Source organism: Mesorhizobium sp. M0664, from assembly GCF_040320565.1.
Taxonomy (GTDB): Bacteria; Pseudomonadota; Alphaproteobacteria; order Rhizobiales; family Rhizobiaceae; genus Mesorhizobium.
Genome location: NZ_JAMYPW010000053.1, coordinates 13,628 through 31,553 on the forward strand (window position 1 = coordinate 13,628; position 17,926 = coordinate 31,553).

The 17,926-nt window shown below is 61.0% G+C and carries 14 protein-coding genes; 3 read left to right on the top strand and 11 right to left on the bottom strand.

Annotated elements, in window-relative coordinates; genetic code table 11:
* Positions 1–44 precede the first annotated feature (44 nt).
* The 6 genes from NKI39_RS29575 to NKI39_RS29600 form a co-directional block, all read right to left on the bottom strand.
* On the bottom strand, positions 45–206 hold the full coding sequence (locus NKI39_RS29575; protein ID WP_352836242.1) for a hypothetical protein: 162 nt from the start codon (positions 204–206) through the stop codon (positions 45–47).
* A 148-nt stretch (positions 207–354) separates the two neighbouring features.
* Positions 355–4,020 (bottom strand): WD40 repeat domain-containing protein, encoded by a 3,666-nt coding sequence (locus tag NKI39_RS29580; protein ID WP_352836290.1) that lies wholly within the window; start codon positions 4,018–4,020, stop codon positions 355–357.
* A complete protein-coding gene (locus NKI39_RS29585; protein WP_352836244.1) occupies positions 3,929–4,852 on the bottom strand; it encodes an adenylate/guanylate cyclase domain-containing protein in 924 nt (307 codons plus the stop codon). Before NKI39_RS29585 ends, NKI39_RS29580 begins: the two co-directional genes overlap by 92 nt.
* A gap of 402 nt (positions 4,853–5,254) precedes the next feature.
* Positions 5,255–5,704 (bottom strand): RES domain-containing protein, encoded by a 450-nt coding sequence (locus NKI39_RS29590; RefSeq protein WP_352836247.1) that lies wholly within the window; start codon positions 5,702–5,704, stop codon positions 5,255–5,257.
* Complete coding sequence (locus NKI39_RS29595; RefSeq protein ID WP_352836249.1) at positions 5,705–6,382, bottom strand: XRE family transcriptional regulator; 678 nt, start codon at positions 6,380–6,382, stop codon at positions 5,705–5,707. It lies immediately after the preceding gene.
* Between the two features lie 92 nt (positions 6,383–6,474).
* Positions 6,475–7,605 carry an RHE_PE00001 family protein gene (locus NKI39_RS29600; RefSeq protein ID WP_352836252.1) on the bottom strand — a complete coding sequence of 377 codons (1,131 nt, stop codon included), beginning with the start codon at positions 7,603–7,605 and terminating at the stop codon, positions 6,475–6,477.
* A gap of 276 nt (positions 7,606–7,881) precedes the next feature.
* Here NKI39_RS29600 and NKI39_RS29605 point away from each other — a divergent pair, with 276 nt between their 5' ends.
* Positions 7,882–8,814: a recombinase family protein gene (locus tag NKI39_RS29605; RefSeq protein ID WP_352809333.1), complete on the top strand. Its 933-nt coding sequence runs from the start codon at positions 7,882–7,884 to the stop codon at positions 8,812–8,814.
* A gap of 289 nt (positions 8,815–9,103) precedes the next feature.
* Here NKI39_RS29605 and repC read toward each other — a convergent pair whose 3' ends face one another.
* The 5 genes from repC to NKI39_RS29630 form a co-directional block, all read right to left on the bottom strand.
* A complete protein-coding gene (gene repC, locus NKI39_RS29610) occupies positions 9,104–10,447 on the bottom strand; it encodes a plasmid replication protein RepC (protein WP_352836255.1) in 1,344 nt (447 codons plus the stop codon).
* 155 nt (positions 10,448–10,602) lie between these two features.
* Entirely contained in the window at positions 10,603–11,589 is a 987-nt protein-coding gene (gene repB, locus NKI39_RS29615) for a plasmid partitioning protein RepB (protein ID WP_352836258.1), read from the bottom strand.
* A gap of 73 nt (positions 11,590–11,662) precedes the next feature.
* Complete coding sequence (gene repA / locus NKI39_RS29620; RefSeq protein WP_352836293.1) at positions 11,663–12,871, bottom strand: plasmid partitioning protein RepA; 1,209 nt, start codon at positions 12,869–12,871, stop codon at positions 11,663–11,665.
* A gap of 714 nt (positions 12,872–13,585) precedes the next feature.
* On the bottom strand, positions 13,586–14,752 hold the full coding sequence (locus tag NKI39_RS29625; RefSeq protein WP_352836261.1) for an ATP-binding protein: 1,167 nt from the start codon (positions 14,750–14,752) through the stop codon (positions 13,586–13,588).
* A 132-nt stretch (positions 14,753–14,884) separates the two neighbouring features.
* Positions 14,885–16,093 carry a tyrosine-type recombinase/integrase gene (locus NKI39_RS29630; protein WP_352836263.1) on the bottom strand — a complete coding sequence of 403 codons (1,209 nt, stop codon included), beginning with the start codon at positions 16,091–16,093 and terminating at the stop codon, positions 14,885–14,887.
* A gap of 187 nt (positions 16,094–16,280) precedes the next feature.
* Between NKI39_RS29630 and NKI39_RS29635 the strand changes: the two genes are divergently transcribed.
* Together NKI39_RS29635 and scpB are read left to right on the top strand one after the other, a co-directional pair.
* Positions 16,281–17,174: a DUF1403 family protein gene (locus tag NKI39_RS29635; RefSeq protein WP_352836295.1), complete on the top strand. Its 894-nt coding sequence runs from the start codon at positions 16,281–16,283 to the stop codon at positions 17,172–17,174.
* A 100-nt stretch (positions 17,175–17,274) separates the two neighbouring features.
* Entirely contained in the window at positions 17,275–17,925 is a 651-nt protein-coding gene (gene scpB / locus NKI39_RS29640) for an SMC-Scp complex subunit ScpB (RefSeq protein WP_502898631.1), read from the top strand.
* Position 17,926: the final 1 nt, after the last annotated feature.

Genomic DNA, 17,926 nt, shown 5'->3' on the forward strand with positions numbered 1-17,926 from the left:
GTTGAGCCAGGCTTTGAGAAGTTTCCAGCAACGCAGTGGCTCGATCAATTCCGGGTTGAGACGGAGCTGGTTGCGTAAGGCCCGATTGTCATCGGCAAAGGGTAGTCGGCGCGGAGCTTTTCTCCTTTGCCGTGCCGTCGCAAGACGGGATCGTCTTCTGGTTCCAGACGCGTACTGAGTTGTGCGTCGTCGACGAACAGTTCCATCACGGTCGCTCCCGATCCAGTATAGCACATGGCTTATTTTCTTGGATGGCTTGTATGGGGTCGGTTGGAAGAATGTCAGCTAAGCGCCAGCTTCGGACCCTCTGGATTCGTTTCATCTCGCTGCTGACACGACTGCTGCAACGCCAGCTTAGCTAGGGCAGTCCTCGGCATCATCTGCCACGGGCAGGAAGAAGCGCCTGCGCTCGCAAGAAGTGAGTTTTCGGTGCACGACGTCTTGAGCATAGGCGATGAGGTCCTCTGGCGACGTGAAGACGCGGATCAACTGCACGCTATCTCCGCCTGAGACAGCCGCGACCTGTGTGCCATCCGAATTGAATGCGGCCCGCGTGACCGCCGGGACGATCGTGCTGGTGTCATGCTGGCCAACAAGGAGCGCGAGTTGCTGACCCGTGTCGGCAGACCACAGCCTGACAGACCGCTCACGGTAGGACGACGTCACCGCATATTGTCCGTTGGGACTCAATGCGACGTTGTCGATGCTGGCACTGCCCCCCGTGAGGACAGCCCTTTTCTTCCCGTCCTTGACGCTCCAGATGCGAACGGTTCCATCTCGTGAGGCAGTTGCCAGCGACCTGCCATCGTTGCTGAACGCAACATTTGTCACCGGCCCGCCGTGTCCCTTCAACGTGGCGGCAGCTTCCCCTTCCGCGACTGACCAGATTTGCGTCGTTCCGTCAGAAGAACCAATGGCGACCAATCGGCTGTCGGGACTGAAAGCCGCTGCGCTGATGCGGTTCTCGTGTCCTGGAACACCTGTGATCTCAGTGCCGTCCATCTTCCAAAGCCGCGCTGTATTGTCGTTCAACGTCGCAAGGACCAGCTTGCCATCCGGGCTGAACAAGGCATCCTGCAAATCCGCTGTGGTTTGAAATACTGTCTTGGCAGCGCCGGTCGAGGCGTCCCAGAGCCGCACAGTTCCATCGACCGAAGCGGATGCCAGGAACGAGCCATCGGAACTGAATTGGACCTGGACGACCTTGGGATCATGACCTTCCAGCGCTGCCGCTTCGCGACCGCCTTTGGCCTCCCACAGCCGAACCACGCCGTCGTTGGACGTCGTGGCAAGACGATGCCCATCAGGGCTGAATACCGCAAGCTTAAGCAAGCCTTCCGTGCCGGGCGCGAGCGTCGCAACCAAATTGCCACTTGCAACATCCCAGACATGCCCCACGACACCGCTTCCCGTCACGACGCGCGCCCCGTCAGCACTGAATACTGCGAACCTGCGCGCGGTTTCGTGACGCAACGTGGTCGTTAGCACACCGTCGACGTCCCAGATGCGCGCGGTTCCGTCGTGCGACACCGTGAGAAGGCGACGGCCATCGGGGCTGAAGGCGACCTCCTCGATCAGCGCACTATGCCCGTGGAGGATCGAGACCTGCGAGCCGCTCTTGACGTCCCAGATACGGGAAACGCCGTTCACCGACGCGGTGGCGAAAAGTTCGCCGTCAGGGCTGAACGCGCCGTTGACGTCGAGATATTGATAGGAGATTCCGGCATTGAGCGCGCTTGCCCTGGTTTCTTGGCCGAATATGCGGATCAACTCACCTGTCCTTGTATTCCAAAGACGGGCGGATCCGTCGATGGCAACGACTGCCACAAGGCGGCCATCGTGACTGAAGGTCCCTTGATGGCCAGCACTCGGTGATCCGGGGAGAGCGGCAAGTCCCGACAGATCCGCCAGACTCCAAAGACGAGACGTGCCAGTCCAGGCGACGGTCAGGAGTTGGGTCCCGTTCGGACTAAACTCGATGCCAGTAACATTGTCTCCGCGAACCGGAATCGTGCCGATCGGAGTGCCGTCGTTCGCATTCCAAATTTGAACGTCTCCGTGGAACTGGACGGAAGCAAGCATTTGACCGTCGGGACTCACCGCAAGAACGGTAGATTGCCAACTGGCTCCCGGCAATCTGGCAATCTCGGTGCCGTCCCGAGCGTTCCAGATCGTCGGCGCGGCAAACTCCGAAGCAGTAAAGATCCGCGTTCCGTCGCGGCTGAAAATCGCGGCGTGGACGTCACCGGTCTGATTGAGGACGTAGAGCTGCTTGCCGGTCGCCGCATCCCAGACCCTTGCAGTGCCGTCGACCGAGCCAGTGAGGACTTGTCTTCCGTCCGGGCTGAACACTGCCAACTTTAGCACGCCTTTATGGCCCTTGAGGATGGCAAGCGCCTTTCCGTCGGCGGTGTTCCAAACTCGCGCGGTCTGATCGAAGGAAGATGTAACGACGCGGTCTCCTTCCGGACTGAAAGCGCCGTGGGTGACGGCATCTTCATGGCGAAGGACGGCGAGTTCCTGATACCCGGACAGAGCTCTGAACAGGGCGGCTTCGGCCTCGGTCACATAGGGCCGTTCGGACGTTTCCCCCTTCTTGGGAAGGGCCTCCAGCGCCAGAAGGATGGCAAGCTCGCTGTCCCCGGCGGACGACAGTTGCAGCGAGATCGACGAGAGCGACCGTGACTGGTTGCGCAGCGCGAGGTCTCTCGCCGCTATTGCCTCCTGGGCATTCTCGTCGGCGCGCTCTGCCTGAAGGCTGGCCTCGTGTTGTCCCCAGAATCCGGCGATCGCGCCGGCGCCTGCCACGACCGCCAATGCAAAGGCGACAATAGCGGCGTAACGCGTGCGGCGCGCAAGCCGTGTCGCCGCTTCCGCCACCAGGCTGCGGCGTTCCGCTTCGCGCTCAAGGCGCTCCCGTTTGGTCGCCTCTTCGGCCTCTATGCGCGCACGATCGGCCTGTCGCTCCCTTTCCGCGACCGCCATCTGAGCCAACAATGATGCTTCTACATACTGAGCTACTTGATCGTCGACGTCCTCTCGCCGCGACACTAGCAATTCCTCGCCCTCGGCAAGTCGTATGCCGGCGGGCAGAAGCAGGTCGGGATTCCTGTTGTCGGCATGCCAGCGGCCGGCATCGGTTCGCAGCCGGGCACGCGTCTCCAGAAAACTTCGATCAGCGTTGACGATGTCGCGCGCGCGGGGCCAACGGCTCAAAAGCGCCTCGTGGGCGACGCGGACGACTGCCTGCCCTTCAAGGTTCTCGTCGGAAACGAGAAGCCGAGCCGCGATCAACGCGTCGAGAAGTGCAGCTTGTGCGGGCGTTCGCGCCATGTTGCCGCGGACCGCCGGGGCCGCGGCGACTGAATTGTCGCCGAGACGAACCGTCGTCAGCGCGCGAAGGACGGTTGGCAGCGCATCCTGAACCGTGGGCGACAACGCCTCGACCACTTCGTCGGCCCGCCGCGCGATCGCGCCCTCGAGGCCTCCAAGCGCACGATAGGCTGCGAAGGTAAGCAGGCGTTCTGCTCGGCCGGCTTGGTAAAGTGCTTCGAGCACGAACTCGAGCAGTGGTAGGGAACCGGGGTCGGCCGCTGTCGCCTCCTGAAGCACGTCCTCCAGTCGGCCGCGGTCTTTCGTTTCCTCAAAGCGCAGGCCCGCCGCGCTTGCGGGTTCACGGATGATCTTCGAAATCTCGGCCCCGGTCGGAGGCAAGAGTTCGTAGCTGCTCAGGCCATCCTTCAATGCCGAGAAACCCGGGACCTCGCCGCACCGATGGAAGAAGTCGCCGCGAATCGTCGCGATCACCCATACAAGTCCGCTAGTGGCGAACGCTGAAAGCAATCGCACGAACAAAGCGCGCGAGGCTGGTTCCGTTTCGGTCGTGAAGAGTTCCTCCATCTGATCGACGGCTAGGACCAGACGGGCCTTACCTGGGCCGCCACTGGAGGGGGTCGAGGCGAGCGCCGAGCGGACAAAAGCCAGCGCCCGATCGGGATTGTTCCGAAACGTCGCCGCCAACTCGATCGCCGTCCCGTTTTCGGCAAGTTCGGGCAAGGCTTCGGCGGAGCAACGCCGCTGACAGAGACGTGATCGCGTCAGGTCCCTCGGACGGACGCATGACGCAACGCCGCCAGAGCAAGATGCCCGGCACCGCGCCACGTTGCGTGACGGCCGGAATCAGCCCGGCGCGCACGAGCGAGGACTTGCCGGAGCCGCTCATCCCGTAGATGAGCAGGAAGCACTTGCCCGCGACCGCGAGCTGCTCCAGTCGCTCAGTGCAGATAGCGATCGCACGGCTCCGCCCGAAGAAGAGATCGGCGTGCTCGAAATCGAAACTGTCGAGGCCGCGAAACGGCGAGCTAGTTGGTTCCTCAGACGTGACGGGCACGCGAAAAGCCCGAACCGGCCGCGCAATGTTCTTTAGGCGCTGCTCACCCAGGTCAACGAAATCTGCTGCAAGACGGTCGCGAACTTGCATCTGGATAGCGTCAGAGACGCAGATGCCGCCCGGAAGCGCCAGCCCCTCAAGGCGGGCGGCGACATTCACACCGTCACCCATGAGATTGTCGCCATCAACCACCACGTCGCCGAGGTTGACTCCAATCCGGAATCGCATGCGCCCTGGCCCAGGCAAGTCGGAGTTGAGCCGATCGATCGCCAACTGGATGTCGATAGCGCACCGAACCGCACCTATCGCGCTGGCGAATTCTGCGATGACGCTGTCGCCTGCGCTTCCGAAGATGCGTCCATCGTAGCCGGCAATTAGCTTGTCGATCGCTTGTCGATGGACCTTCAGGGTAGCAAGGGTCGTCTCTTCATCTTTGCCGACAAGTCGGCTGAACCCCACCACGTCGGCAGCGAGGATTCGGCCGCATCGCCCCTCTTCGGTGGAAACGGACAGTCTGAGGAATGTCGCCTTGGGTCAGTTCACGACCTCCATCCAGCGGGTTGAATGTCTGCAATCTTCGTTGCGAAGCCAGAAGCTGCCAATCCGCTCCAGGCCCCACACCGGTCGTTCCGTTGCTCCGGCTTAGTGGACGCTTCTGGCGCTACAGCCATCTCCGCCAAGCGATACGGATACGTGCTGCATCTTCACACCAACCCCACCCTGAAATCCTCCAGAACCTGAGCCAGTCCTCGCGCGCCGAGAAGGGTCATAACACGCCTCGCCTGAAGCTTCGGTACCGCGCGATCGTAAATGGCAAGATTGGTCGCCTCATTGAGGCGCGAGCGATAAATGATCCCGTCAGGCTCAGATGGATGCTCGTGAAAACGCCAGTGACCACGGGCGTGCCAGATTCTGGCGCTGTGCGCGAACGACATCGGTCGGCACGCCCATTCGAACGGCATTGTCGCCTCTGAGATCGACCAGGCGCAGGTCCGCGTTGGTCGTGATCTGCGCATAGCGCCGTCGGGTCAGTTCCACCTCCTCTATTGGAAGATCGTCAAGGATTCCTTCGCGGCGATCGCGGAGCACGGTCTCGAGGAAGCACACCTTCAGAGAGTCACCGAGGTACAGAACGCCAAACCGGTTGGCGTCAAGACGGCGTCGAGGATCGCTGAAGCGGCTCGGCGACTTCCCGTACCCCAATGGATCAGGATAGGTGCTCCAGTAGATCCGACCGAACGTCCGACCGCGCGGTATGGTCTCGATTTCGAGCTTTGCGCGCGCGAAATCGGGTGGAGGTGGAACGCCGGGCATTCAGTCGAAATCGCCCCTGGCCATGCCTTCCGCCGCGGCCATAACCGAGGCGTCATCGCCTTGTTGAAGGGCTCGAAGGCCGGTCCTTCCATCGAGGGCGCCATGGCGCGACACCAAAAACCGATAGACGGCCCAGGCACTGTTGCCGAGCGTCTCGTGGAGCGCCGGCAATATCCCGAACGGTCGGCCGTCCCTGTCGAGTTGCCAGACAGGAAAGCGGAAGCCGCGCTTGGCGCCATCGATCCCGAGTACCTGCCCGCTCTGCCGCCTGGCGTTGACCGTCACACGCGACGTGCCGAGCAGCTTGGCAAAGGCATCCGCGCTCAGCATGTCCTCGCCGGCGACAATCTCGGCGACCCGCTTGCCGCCACGTTCGCGCGCTTCGGCAAGAGCCGCCTCGAGTTCGGCATCCGGCTTGCCCGTGTCCTCGACGGGAAAGGTATCGACCGGTTGCTCCTCGACCGGCGTGATCGTCTGCGCATCGGCCGCCGGATCGACCTCTACCCGGAACGAGACGCGATGGCCGATCTTGCGGCTGCGTGCGATCGCTTCCTGATAGCGTTCGAGCAACACCTTCTTGAAATCGGCCTGTGCCGGCAGCTTCGTGGTGAAGCTCAGGGCGGCGACTCCTGTATGGGATGCGGTCCCGCTATGATTGCTGCGTTTTGGAGCGGCCATGATGAGAACCTCCTGCTGTCACCAATATGGTTCCTGATCGCAAGTTCGTCAAGTTCGATAATTTCGTAAAGCTAGTAGCGAATAGCTGCGGACTAAACAATTCCCCAGGCGCGAAACCTTCCCCTCCCCGTCATCTCGCGCAGGCCGAGCTCGCCGACCAGGTTGAGCGCCCCCTGTTTTGTCACCTTTAGCCGCTCCTGGAGCATGCCCGTCGAGACGAGAGGCCGCGACAGCACCAGCTCGACCAGATCGGGCAATTTCGAGCTGGCGCGTCGTTGTTTGAGCCGCCGCTCCATCTGGCTTTTGGCCAGCACCAGCCGATCGTGTTCCTTCAGGCCAGCCACTGCTGCGTCGTGGATTCCATCGAGCAAGGCGAGCAGCCGATCGCCGCGATTGGGCGCCCGCCGCCGCTCACGCGGAATGTTTTTCGAGCCGAGATGCAGGCAAGCGAGATGGTTGGCGGCAAGCCCCTCGTGGCGCAGCAGTGCGGCAACAAGCAGCGGCCCGAGCCAGGCGGCATGCTGCAGCACCTCAATGTCGGACCAGGACTCAAGCAGGATCGCGGCGCGCAGCACCGACGGCCACTCCCGCGTGTCGGCGAGCACGGCCTGCCATTCGGCGAGGCGTTCTTCTTCATTCCAGTCGAGATCGTAGATCAGGCCGTTTTGCGGCTCCGGCCGGCCCGCCTTTCGAGCCGGCACGTCGGCGCCATTCAGAATCCTGGACGAGCGCGCCAAAACAGCATCGATCTCGGCAAATTCTTCGGCCAGCCGGTCGGCCTCGGCGTCATCGCAACCGTCGGCTTCAAAAGAATTGGCTCCAGCCCCCTCCCCTTCCCGGGTTTTTTCTCCTGCCGCCGGCGTCGCGCCGCCGCGACCGGTCAGCGCCAAAAAACCGTCGCGGCTGAGCGCCCAGTCCGGCTTTTGTGCAAAAATCCGCCGGCGGGTTCGCAGCACCGCGTGCGCCCGGGTGAGTTCGTGGGTCGGGGTGCGGATGTCCATGTGGGCATCGTGCAGCACGAGGTCCTCGATGTGGACGAGTTCGCCCTCGAGCCAGAGCGCGGAAGCCGCGTCGGCAAAATGCTGGCGCTCGACAAAGCCGTCGCGGACCGGCGAACGGGCGACCCGCTCGTCGAGGCGGACCAAAACCGCGGTCGCGCGGGCAACCGGCCCGATCAGGGTTTCCAGGGGCAGTTTGTCGAGCGTGTAAGCCATTGTTTTCATGATGGCTGATTCGCGTTGGTCAAGCTAGCGAGGGTATCACTGGACCTACGTCGTGTTTCTTCAGGGCGAAAAAACACTATCGATAATGACGTCATATCGGGACTGTACAGCACCACGCCCTTGGGCGGTCAGGAGGCTAGAAAACGTTGATTTTCAGGCTCATCGAAGCCGTAGGAGCTACGCAAAAGGGCCACTAGAGACGTTTACAAACGATCGTTTGTTGATATCTTCGGGGTTTGTACGAACGCCTCTTTCCCATGCTGAGAGACGCCGCAAATGGCCCGTGAAGCGCAAGATCGACGCTCCGGACGACCAAGAGGCCGGCAAATCGGCTACGCGCGCGTGTCGACGGACGAACAAGCGACGGAAGCGCAGGAGATTGAGCTGCGATCGGCCGGTTGTGACGTCGTCGTTCAGGAACATGGATCCGGTGCGTCGAGAGCTCGCCCAGCCCTACTGCGGTTGATGAGCGACATCGGCGCCGGCGATGTCTTGGTCGTCGTGCGTCTCGATCGCCTTGCGCGCTCGGTCAGCCACCTTCTTCAGGTGATCGAGGATCTGACTGAGAAGGGCGCGCATTTCCGATCTCTGCGAGATCCAATCGACACGTCGACGCCACAGGGCATGTTCTCGCTACAGGTACTCGGCGCCGTTGCCCAGCTCGAGCGTGCACTGATTTCGGAGCGAACCAAGGCCGGCATCATCGCTGCACGATCCAAGGGGCGACTGCCAGGCAATCCTGGTATCCGGGAGCGCAGGCCCGAAGCCCTGGCGAAAATGACCGCGATACAAAAGGCGGCTTATGGCCGACGGCTACAATCAACTATGAACCAATGGCTTCCGACGGTCCGCCGGATGCGACCAGACCATAACTGGGACGACATCGCTCGGGTCCTAAAGCAGCGCGGCCTCGACTGGACGCCTGAACGACTGCGGCGGGCAGTGAGGTGGCTCGTCACCGAGCATCTGGCCGAATCCACACTGCTAACGCGGGCGTCTCCTCTGCCTCCCGAAGATCGCCTGATGACTCTTGTGGCTGGGATTTCGCAGTCTAACCCAGACCTGTCGCTCCGCGACATCGCTGGCCAGCTCGAGCGCCTGCATGAGCGAACCCCACGAGGAAGCGCAAAATGGTCTGCGTCCTCAGTCAAGAACCTACTCGATCGAGCCCGCCGGCTTGGACTCGTCGCCGAACTACCCGCGAGCTGACCGTCATCCCGCTGCACAACAGTCCTCAGTTTACAGTCTGTGGCTGACACTCGACATTCCCGAGCCGCTTGTACGCGGCCCAGGCATCAGCCGGAACAGCGCTGCCGGCCCGCGTCAGCCAAGCCGCTCGATCGGTTTCGGCGAGTGAGTTCCACCACACCATTCCGGCGGTTTCATCGGGCGTCGGTTCCTGGTCGTGTTGGCTTTTCATGCCTTGGATGCTCTCATAAGACGCTCGTCCCGACAAGCGCTGCAGCCACCGTCCACGGATCGAAACCCGCCCGGCTGATCATGATCCGCGCCCTGGCTTGTCGAGGCTGCGGCGCAACGCATCGCTAATTTCCAGCCGGGATTCGGTGCGCACAACCTTGCCTGCCGCCTCCAAATCGACGGCAGCGGCTTCAACTCCGGTTCCGGTCGTCTTCGACGCGTCAAGCTTGGCCCGCAACAAGGCCATCACCATCGGCCAGACCGAGAACTTTCCGACCTTTGCTCGATCTGTCAGGCAGCGCAAATAGCCGCCGGCGCTGTTGATCTGGTCCTGCCGCTGGTAGATCGCGGCAATGGTAATCGCCGCCTGCTGCTCACCCATTGCCGTTCGCGCTTCCTCCCAGGCGCTCGGGCTGACGCCCATGGACGGTCGGGCAACCTCGGCCGCGGCCAGAAATTCACGCCAGTTGCGGATTCCGCCGCCGCCCTTCACCAGCAAAAGCATGTTAGGGCAGGCATCCAGCACGATCCCTATCGGCAGTTCGCGTTTCGGAAGGCTCCGTACGTTGTCGGTGTCCGCAACATTGCCGCCCGCTTCATCCTTATTTCCTGAGCCGTTTTCAGATTCAAATTTAGAGTCTGGTTTTGAATTCTGTATGTGGCGTCCATTTTGGGACTCATTGGCGTCCATTTTCTGTGTTTTCACAAATGATTCCAATGCCTCACGCACCTCAGCCCAAAGGCCTTCGAGCTCCTCGGCAATCGCCTCGAGAGTCTGCCTAGGTGCAGTGCGAGGTATCTGACCAACAATCGCCTGGTAGGCCTGCTGAACTCTGCCCCAGTTCGCCGGCACGCCTTCCTCAATGCCGGTGTCGATCATCTTGACGACATCACGTCGGCATATGGTTAGCCGCTCCTTAACGAGACGAAATGCCTTCTTCTCAGATCTGACCGCTTCCGCAAGATCCTTGAACTCCTCAGCGCGCGCCACGATCGGCGAGATGTCAAAGCCATAGGCTTGCTCGATCTCGCCCCCCTGCCCTTTCCGGGCGAAGCGCTTGCCGTTTGGGCTGTCCCGACGGATGATCAATCCACACTCGACCAGAACGGCCAGGTGGCGCCGTAAGGTCGTTGGGGGCATGCCATTGGCGCGGCGGATCAGCTGCTCGTTGGATGGCCATACAACCAGTTCGCTGTCGCCATAAAGCGCCGTGTCCGGATGGAACGACAACAGCGCGTCGAGAATAGCCAAAGCGCGATCAGTGGCGCCCAGAGCGATCCTGGCGTCCTTGATATCTTGGAAGACATGCCATTTGTGGACGGTCGCGTCCTTCGGCACGGCCCTCGCGGTGACTTGGCTTGAAATCATGCCAAGCGTCATTGGCCGCCGCCCAAAGGGCGTCGTCGCAATATTCGTCTCCATTTTCTTTCACCCTCGATTAGGCAAAAGAAACCTGCTCGCCAAAACGACGCCAATGACTCTTGACAGTGATTCGTGGAGATGCGATTCTCAGTCAGCTACTACGGAGAAGGGCTTCCACGACGAAAGTCGCTTGGGGGCCTTTTTCTTTTGCGGTTTCAGTCTCCAGTTGCTGCTTTCTCCGTCTTTCTGAAGGCCTCGTAGAGTCCTTGCAGATTGTCGGAAATCCAAGTTCCAAAGCGGCTGCCATCCGTCTCCTTTACGGCGATTGTGACGGCCCTCCCTGCTCTCTGAACGCTGACGCTAACCGACTTGTCATCCGGAGCCCACGATTGGACGCCGGGTTTCACACTGGCCTTGCGGACGCGCTTTTCCTTTGCGTTCAGGGCCATGAACAACTGCTCAAAGCGTCGGTTACTCTCTAGCCCGCTGAATTCGGGCTCGGAGAGGATTTCATCGACTATGCCCGATTTCTTGGCGACCAGCAGGGATAGCTCTACCCACCGCTCGCGGCCTATAGACGGAGCTGATCCAATTTTACTTATGACAGATGGCGGGATCCGTGTAGCAACCGACACCATTTTCGAGACGGCGGCGGCATTTGCAGCCAATGCCGACGAGATGACATCTCTGTCGTAATTCAACTCCTCGAGACGCTTTGCGAACATCGCCTTCTCGATAAAACTTAAATTTGCTCGGGCAGAATTCTCCTGGCCCTGAGCAATGACATGAGCCTTGTCGTCGATCTCCTTGATGACCGCCCTAACCTTCCGTTGGAGATCTCGGGCCACCCGGACACGCCGATGCCCAAAGACGATCATGAAGCGGCCTTCGATGCTCGGGTGGGGGCGCACAAGAATGGGGGAATCCTGACCTCTCTGCTGAATCGCTTCCAGCAGTTCCTGATACTGTTCCCTGTCGTCATCCATGCGATCGGAAACGAACGAGCCGTCAATAGCGTCCGGGTCGAGTTCGACTACATGCTCACCTTCAAGGTACGCATCCGCCTGCTTTGCCAACTCATTAACGGAGCGGATCATGGATTTCGAAGCACCGCGAATCGGATAGGCCGCAGTTGAGCTAGATGTCGGCTGGTCGTCTGCCTCCGTCTCTGCGAGGCCGGAAAGAAGATTCTTACGTGCCATCTTGGTCTACCTCTGGATACAACCTAGTCTGTTGAAAGCGCTGCGCAAAAGTCCGTTTTTGTCAGCGGACAAGTCAGCGCCCCCATGCTTTATGTATCAACGTAGCGATTTCTCCGTTTACGACGTCGAGTGCATCCATTGCCCGCTCGTATGTGGAACGAGTCATCGCGTTTTTTTCGACTTCGTAGAGGCTCTGCTTGGTAATCCCCGCATCAGAAATCGCCGTGGATTTCAGCATCTGGTTCTTGAGGATGAACTCACCAAAAAGCGTGTGGAGGAACGCTACCATCTGCGCCTGCGGCTGATCCGTCGGCTCGTATCGCGTTATAAGATAGCGATACCACTCCAGGTTCACCTCGGCACCCGCTGCCCGGATTGGCTCCAGAATATTCCCGAGCATCAACAGGAATTGGCCCATTGACATGACATCGAGCATCTGCGGATGGATCGTTATCAAGACTGACGTTGCAGCGGTCAACGCTGTAATTGTCAAATAGCCCAGTTGGGGCGGGCAATCGATAACGACGACATCATATAGGGCGTCGACCTCACCCAATGCCGTCGAGATGCGCGTGAAAAACGCCCTTCCCACGTTAGACGTCCTGTCCGTCATCGCCAAAGGCGTGTCGTATTCGAATTCTTGCAGCTCAAGGTTTGCTGGGACGATATCCAGTCCTGGGAAATTTGTTGGCCTGATGATTTCCGAGAGAGAAACCTTCTCGTCGTCGTAGCGGATCGCATCGTAAAGCGATTTCGTTTGGTCGAGTTCTGGCTGGAACCCGTGCAGTGAAGACAGCGACGCCTGGGGATCAAGATCGACAGCCAATACACGGTGTCCCGTCAGAGCGAGATACTGGGCGAGATGAGCTGCTGTCGTTGTCTTGCCGCTACCTCCCTTGAAATTAACCACAGCTAGGATTTGAAGTTTCTCGCCCGACCGACGATGGGGAACATACATGCGGGCGTCGGAGCGCCCGTGTTGGTCAAGGTATTGGCGTAGCTCGATCATCTGCCCGGCCGTGTAGGATCGTCTGCCAGAAGACGAGGTTTCAGGTACTGGGCCTTTGCCCTCTAGATGTAGTTTTTTTAGATGGCTCTGAGAAACACCGAGATACGTCGCCACCTCCGCCAACGAAAAAGAACGCAAATTCTTCTTGGCGTGGGGAGGAAAACGCTGCATCGAGAGAAGGTAAAGCTTCTTTGATATCTGATCCCCTTGTTCGAGAATGCGTTTCTCGAACAGCAATGGGGTTTTCGCGGGAACGGGCGAACTCACGTTCATTCGATCAAGACTCTCTAAAAACGATTTTTGGCGGAATGTGGCCAAGCAACCGTCATTATGTCCGATTCGTTCGAACCAGCAAGAAGTTTTAAGTTAACAAGAGGTTAATGCCCTCTGATCGCATGCTGCGCGGCATAACGAATATTATCTGATTCAAGGAATTGAATACGCTAGGCAATTTGCCGATTTTGTCAGCGGACAAGGAACCTCGCTTTTGAGGTTGCCCTTTGGCACCAGCAGAAGGCTTCAAGTTCGGCCGAGGCCCACGTGCTGGGCATCGCCTAGCAATAGACGTCAGCAAGGCCGGGCGATGTGAGTGAAGGCCCGTTTCAATGACATGCGCGTAGCGGTCGGCCCGAACTTGTCAGCCACGATGAGCAGTAGTAATTCGACCTCGGCGATTGCCTTGTCCTGGACGATCGAGGTCATGGGACACGACAAGACTGCAGTAACCGGCGCGGCCATCTCACACCGGGCAATCAGATCAACAGCAAAAGCGGCTCTCTCAGAAATCCGCGGAGCGGGCCGAAACGAGTAATGTCTGGGCGGACTAATGCTCATCGCAGTGTTTCGGGCGAGGGTCGAGGCAGGCTAGGCCGCGACTAACGCTTTGAGAAGACCTCAGCGGGTCAGCGACGGAGTGAAATGCTATAAAGGCGCTGTGTGCCGGATGGGGCGGGTCGTAAGAGGACAGAGAGGCGGGCGAGGATCCTGTCAGCCAAGTTGGACCAGCGTTTTCGCAAGGATATGAAGTGGTACTGCCTCGACGTCATGTTTCAACGGAAAGCGCTCTGCTCCCGGATAGACAACGAGGCGACGGATAGGATCTATGTCCTCGCACGCCAGATGAAAGCCCTTCTCCACTTTTGGCGTCAGGCTGCGCTTGATTTCGATCGCCCAAGGGCGGCTGCCTGGAGGGGTCAAGAGGAGGTCGATCTCGGCGCCGGCGGATGTGCGATAGAAGTTGGCTTCTGTGCCGGACGGTGCGACCGCAATCAACGTCTCAATGACAAATCCTTCCCAGCTGGCACCGGCCACGGGATGAGCGAGAACATCTTCAAGGGTTGTCAGTCCAAGCAGCGTATGTGCAATGCCGCTGTCGCGGACGTAAACCCGCGGCGACTTGACCAGACGTTTTCCGACATTTGCATGCCACGGCTCGAGCCTTCGCACCAGCAGCAGATCGACTAGCAGGTCGAGGTACGACGCAATTGTCTTGCCATCGACTCCGAGGGCTCGGGCAAAGTCGGCCGCGTTGAGGAGGCCGGATTGATGATGTGCCAGCATGGTCCAGAAGCGGCGCAGCGTTTCGGCCGGAATGCGAGGCCCGAGCAGCGGGATATCGCGCTCAAGGTAGGTGCGGATGAAGTCCTGCCGCCACCGCTGACTGGCGCGGTCGCTCGTAGCCAGAAAGCTGTCGGGAAAGCCGCCGCGCACCCACAAGGGGTTCAACTGTTCGGCCGGCACCTCCAGTCCGTCAATCGGATGCATTTCAAGATAGGCGATGCGGCCGGCGAGCGTCTCGCCAGTCTGCCTGAGGAGATCGATGGAACCGGACCCCAGCAGCAGAAAGCGCCCGGTCTTCTTGCCGCTGCGGCGACCGCGGTCGATCAAGCCACGAAGATTCTGGAACAGGTTTGGAAGCCGATGGACCTCATCGAGGATCACCAACTCGCCCTCATGTTCGGCAAGGTAGAGCTCCGGCTCCGCAAGCTTGGCTCTGTCCGCATCGGACTCGAGATCGAGATAGATCGACGGCCGTGTCTGGGCTATCTCGAGCGCGAGCGTAGTCTTGCCGACTTGGCGCGGCCCAATCAGTGCCACCGCAGGGGTAGTGTCTATCAGTTCGGCGAGTTGCGTTTCGATGCGGCGCTTGATCATCCTCGCAATTATGGAGTGCAATTCCTGATTTGCAAGGACCGAACCGAATTGGTCGCCGTAATTGAGCTATCGGCACGCAACGCCCGAATTTGGGAGAGGTATGCCAGAATTGCAGGGGAAGGACCTCGTCCTCTATAATCCTGACGCTTTGGTGAGATTGACGCGGAAGCGATCGCGCCGGCGCTGGTATCTGCGGGTCATCTCTGCCGAGGCGTGGCCAAGCTGCTTTTGTACATAGCGCTCGTCGACCTCGGCCGAGGAGGCCAGGCCAGCGCGCAGCGAATGGCCGGCAAACTTTTGGCCGCGTTCACCTTCTGGCAAGTCATCGCGCACGCCGGCAGCCAGCGCCGCGCGCTTGACCAGCCGCGCCACCTCCTGGTCGTTCAATCGCTCGGCGCCGACAGCCTTGCCTTGGCTGGTGACGCGTCGAAATAGCGGTCCGTGCCCAATCCGTGCCAGTTTCAGCCAGGTCTGCAGGGCGGCCATCGGGCAGGTCGCGTCGGAGGAGCCACGACCGATCTCGACCTCGCGCCAGCCAGTCTTGCCGCGCAACGTCACCAAAATACCTTTGTCGAAAATCTCGACCCAACCGCGGCCATCCTCGGTCTGGTCACGGCCGAGATCTAGGCCGACGATTTCCGAGCGCCGCAGTCCGCCGGCAAAGCCCAAAAGCAACATGGCGCGATCACGCAGGCCGCGCAGCGTGCCACGGTCGAGCGTCTCCAGCATGGCAATCAGGTCTTCCGGGAGAATGGCTTCCTTCTGCAGGGGAGGGGAAGCGTGGGTGTTGCGGATACCGGCCAGCACGGTGGCGATGTGGCGGTCTTTCCTGTCCAGTGGTTGGCCACGTTGAGTATAATTCCAAGACAGCGAAGAAAGGCGGCGCTCAATCGTCGCCACCGATTTTTTGTCCCGACCAGATCCCGAGGCTTGCGCGGTGATGTAAAGGCCGACGGTCTGAGGATCGGGCGGCAACACCTCGATGTTCTGGCGGCGCGCCCAGGCGCAAAAATGCTTCCAGTCGGCGGCGTAGGCGCGCCGGGTGTTGGCGGAGCTAGCCGCCTCAACGTAGTCGCGGGCGCGATCGGCGAGTTTTCCCAGATGCGCCGGCAGGCCAAACGTTGACTCCGAACCGGACGCCGGCAGCGGGGCAGGGGACTTTTCGCCATTCTCGGGATCGTCCGCGGTCTGGCTCATGGCGAGCACGACATCGACAATATCAGGCAGGTCGTCGGCCGACGTCTGCGCCGCGGGTTGATCAACATCGGCCCCCGTGCTGCGGGACGATGCGGAGCCCTCATGGGCACGATTTTTGGGCTTCTGCGCGATTATTTGGGCCATCTCCCACTCTAACGCGTAAACGAACGATAATGCAACATTATCATTCGTTATGCACGCACGACAGCCTGTGCGTTTTGGTGCAAAGTTTGTCGCAAAAAGCGCACGGCTGCTTTACCCTCCAGAATCATGATTCGCCTCGACCCCGCCGCCGCCGTTCCCGTTCGAGCCGGTCGTCCCGGCCTGGGCGCTGGCCAACGGGGCTGTCGTCACCGACGCAGACGCCGCCTTCTGTGCCGGCGCCGCCTTGAGCGCGCTCGAGACGCTCGCGCGCACGCAAGCCGGCTGGGCCGGCGCCTGGCGCCAGCGACTGGCGCTGAAATGCGCTGCCGCCAGCATGCGGCTGGCCGGGCGCTCGGAGGACGAGGCCGCCTTGCGCGACGCATGGCATCTGCGCCAGGCCGGAGCCGATCCGGGCCCGGCGGGCGCCACCTTTGGCGCCTGGCGGCAGTTGGCCGGGCAGCCGCCAGCCGCCAGCGCCGATCAGCTCAAAAAGATCCTCGACCAGCTGGGTCTCCATTGGGACGTCGAGGCGCTGGCCGCGGTTTGTGAACACATCGACGACCTGGCGCGCTCGGGGCGGCCGGCGCCGTTCGCCGCGGCGGCAATCGCCGCTCGCGTCGTCGCCATGCAGTCCGACTCCGAGCTTTTTGCCTGGTGGCTCGCCGACCTGGTGCTAGCGCAAAACCTGCGCTGGCCGCGCCCGCTGCCGCTGCTGATGGCACACGCTTTTGGCCCGGCGTTTCGGTCCAAGCCTGGCGGCGGCAAGCGGATCCGGCCAGGCGAAAAAGGGTTCGAGCGGGCAGTGTGCCTGGCGCTGGCGCAGGCGGCGGCGGACGCCTGCCGGTTGGCCGCCGAGCTGTCGCGGCGCGCGGAGCGGCTCATCGCCGTCGCACCGAAGCTCAGGGCAAAGGGGGCGGGCGATGTGATCCAAAGACTGCTCGATGACGACGCCCTCTCCGGATCGCTGACGACCAAAAGACTGTCGCGGTTTGCGGCGCGGCGCCTGTTCGAGCGGCTGCAAAAGCTCGAGGCGGTGCGCGAGCTCACCGGTCGCGCCTCGTTCCGACTGTTTGGACTCTAGCGATGGCCGAAGCCTCCGCCCGCCGCAAGCCGAACGAACAGCCGGCCTTGCTCGCACCGAGCTCGAACATCTACCGGCCGAACTGCGCTGGCGCGAGTGGATGGGCCGCGTCGAAGCGGTTGTCTTTGCGGCCAGCGAACCAGTGCCGCGCGAGGTGCTGGCGCGGGTCGTCGGCAAGAACTGCAATCTTGAGCTGATCATCGACGACATCCGCGCCGAGCTCGCCGGCCGCCCCTATGAGCTGGTCTCGGTCGCCGGCGGCTGGCAGCACCGGACCAGAAAGGTTTTTGGCGATGCCATTCACGCAGCCTTCGGCACGGCAGCGGGCGAGGGGGCAAAAGAACTGCCGCAGGCGGAGGCGCTTGTCTTAATGTGCATTGCCCACTTCCAGCCGATCACCCGTGGCGAGCTCTCCAGCTTTTTCGGCAAGGAGGTGTCGCGCGACCTGATCGGCATGCTGCGCGCGCAGGATCTTATCGCTTCGGGTCCGCGCTCGCCGCAACCTGGCGCGCCCTATACTTATGTGACGACGAAAACTTTTCTGTCACAGTTCGGGCTCGACACGCTGCGCCAGCTGCCGGATTTCGAGGCGCTTGAGGACGCAGGGCTGCTGTCGAAGGAGAAGCTGCTGGCCGGCGATATTCCAGCCGGGCTGGCGAGCGGGGAGGGCGACGGCGAGGACGATGTCGTTGGGGAGCAAGCGCCGTGGCGGGGGGCGTGGTCGCGTTGCGATCCCAGAGACAGTCGATAGC

Excerpts from the sequence above, each read along its gene's own strand:
- repB (WP_352836258.1), bottom strand. The coding sequence starts at position 11,589 with ATGGCACGTAAGAATCTTCTTTCCGGCCTCGCAGAGACGGAGGCAGAC.
- scpB (WP_502898631.1), top strand. The coding sequence starts at position 17,275 with ATGGGCCGCGTCGAAGCGGTTGTCTTTGCGGCCAGCGAACCAGTGCCG.
- NKI39_RS29630 (WP_352836263.1), bottom strand. The coding sequence starts at position 16,093 with ATGGCCCAAATAATCGCGCAGAAGCCCAAAAATCGTGCCCATGAGGGC.
- NKI39_RS29595 (WP_352836249.1), bottom strand. The coding sequence starts at position 6,382 with ATGGCCGCTCCAAAACGCAGCAATCATAGCGGGACCGCATCCCATACA.
- repA (WP_352836293.1), bottom strand. The coding sequence starts at position 12,871 with ATGAACGTGAGTTCGCCCGTTCCCGCGAAAACCCCATTGCTGTTCGAG.
- NKI39_RS29625 (WP_352836261.1), bottom strand. The coding sequence starts at position 14,752 with ATGATCAAGCGCCGCATCGAAACGCAACTCGCCGAACTGATAGACACT.
- NKI39_RS29575 (WP_352836242.1), bottom strand. The coding sequence starts at position 206 with ATGGAACTGTTCGTCGACGACGCACAACTCAGTACGCGTCTGGAACCA.
- NKI39_RS29590 (WP_352836247.1), bottom strand. The coding sequence starts at position 5,704 with ATGCCCGGCGTTCCACCTCCACCCGATTTCGCGCGCGCAAAGCTCGAA.
- NKI39_RS29600 (WP_352836252.1), bottom strand. The coding sequence starts at position 7,605 with ATGAAAACAATGGCTTACACGCTCGACAAACTGCCCCTGGAAACCCTG.
- NKI39_RS29605 (WP_352809333.1), top strand. The coding sequence starts at position 7,882 with ATGGCCCGTGAAGCGCAAGATCGACGCTCCGGACGACCAAGAGGCCGG.
- repC (WP_352836255.1), bottom strand. The coding sequence starts at position 10,447 with ATGGAGACGAATATTGCGACGACGCCCTTTGGGCGGCGGCCAATGACG.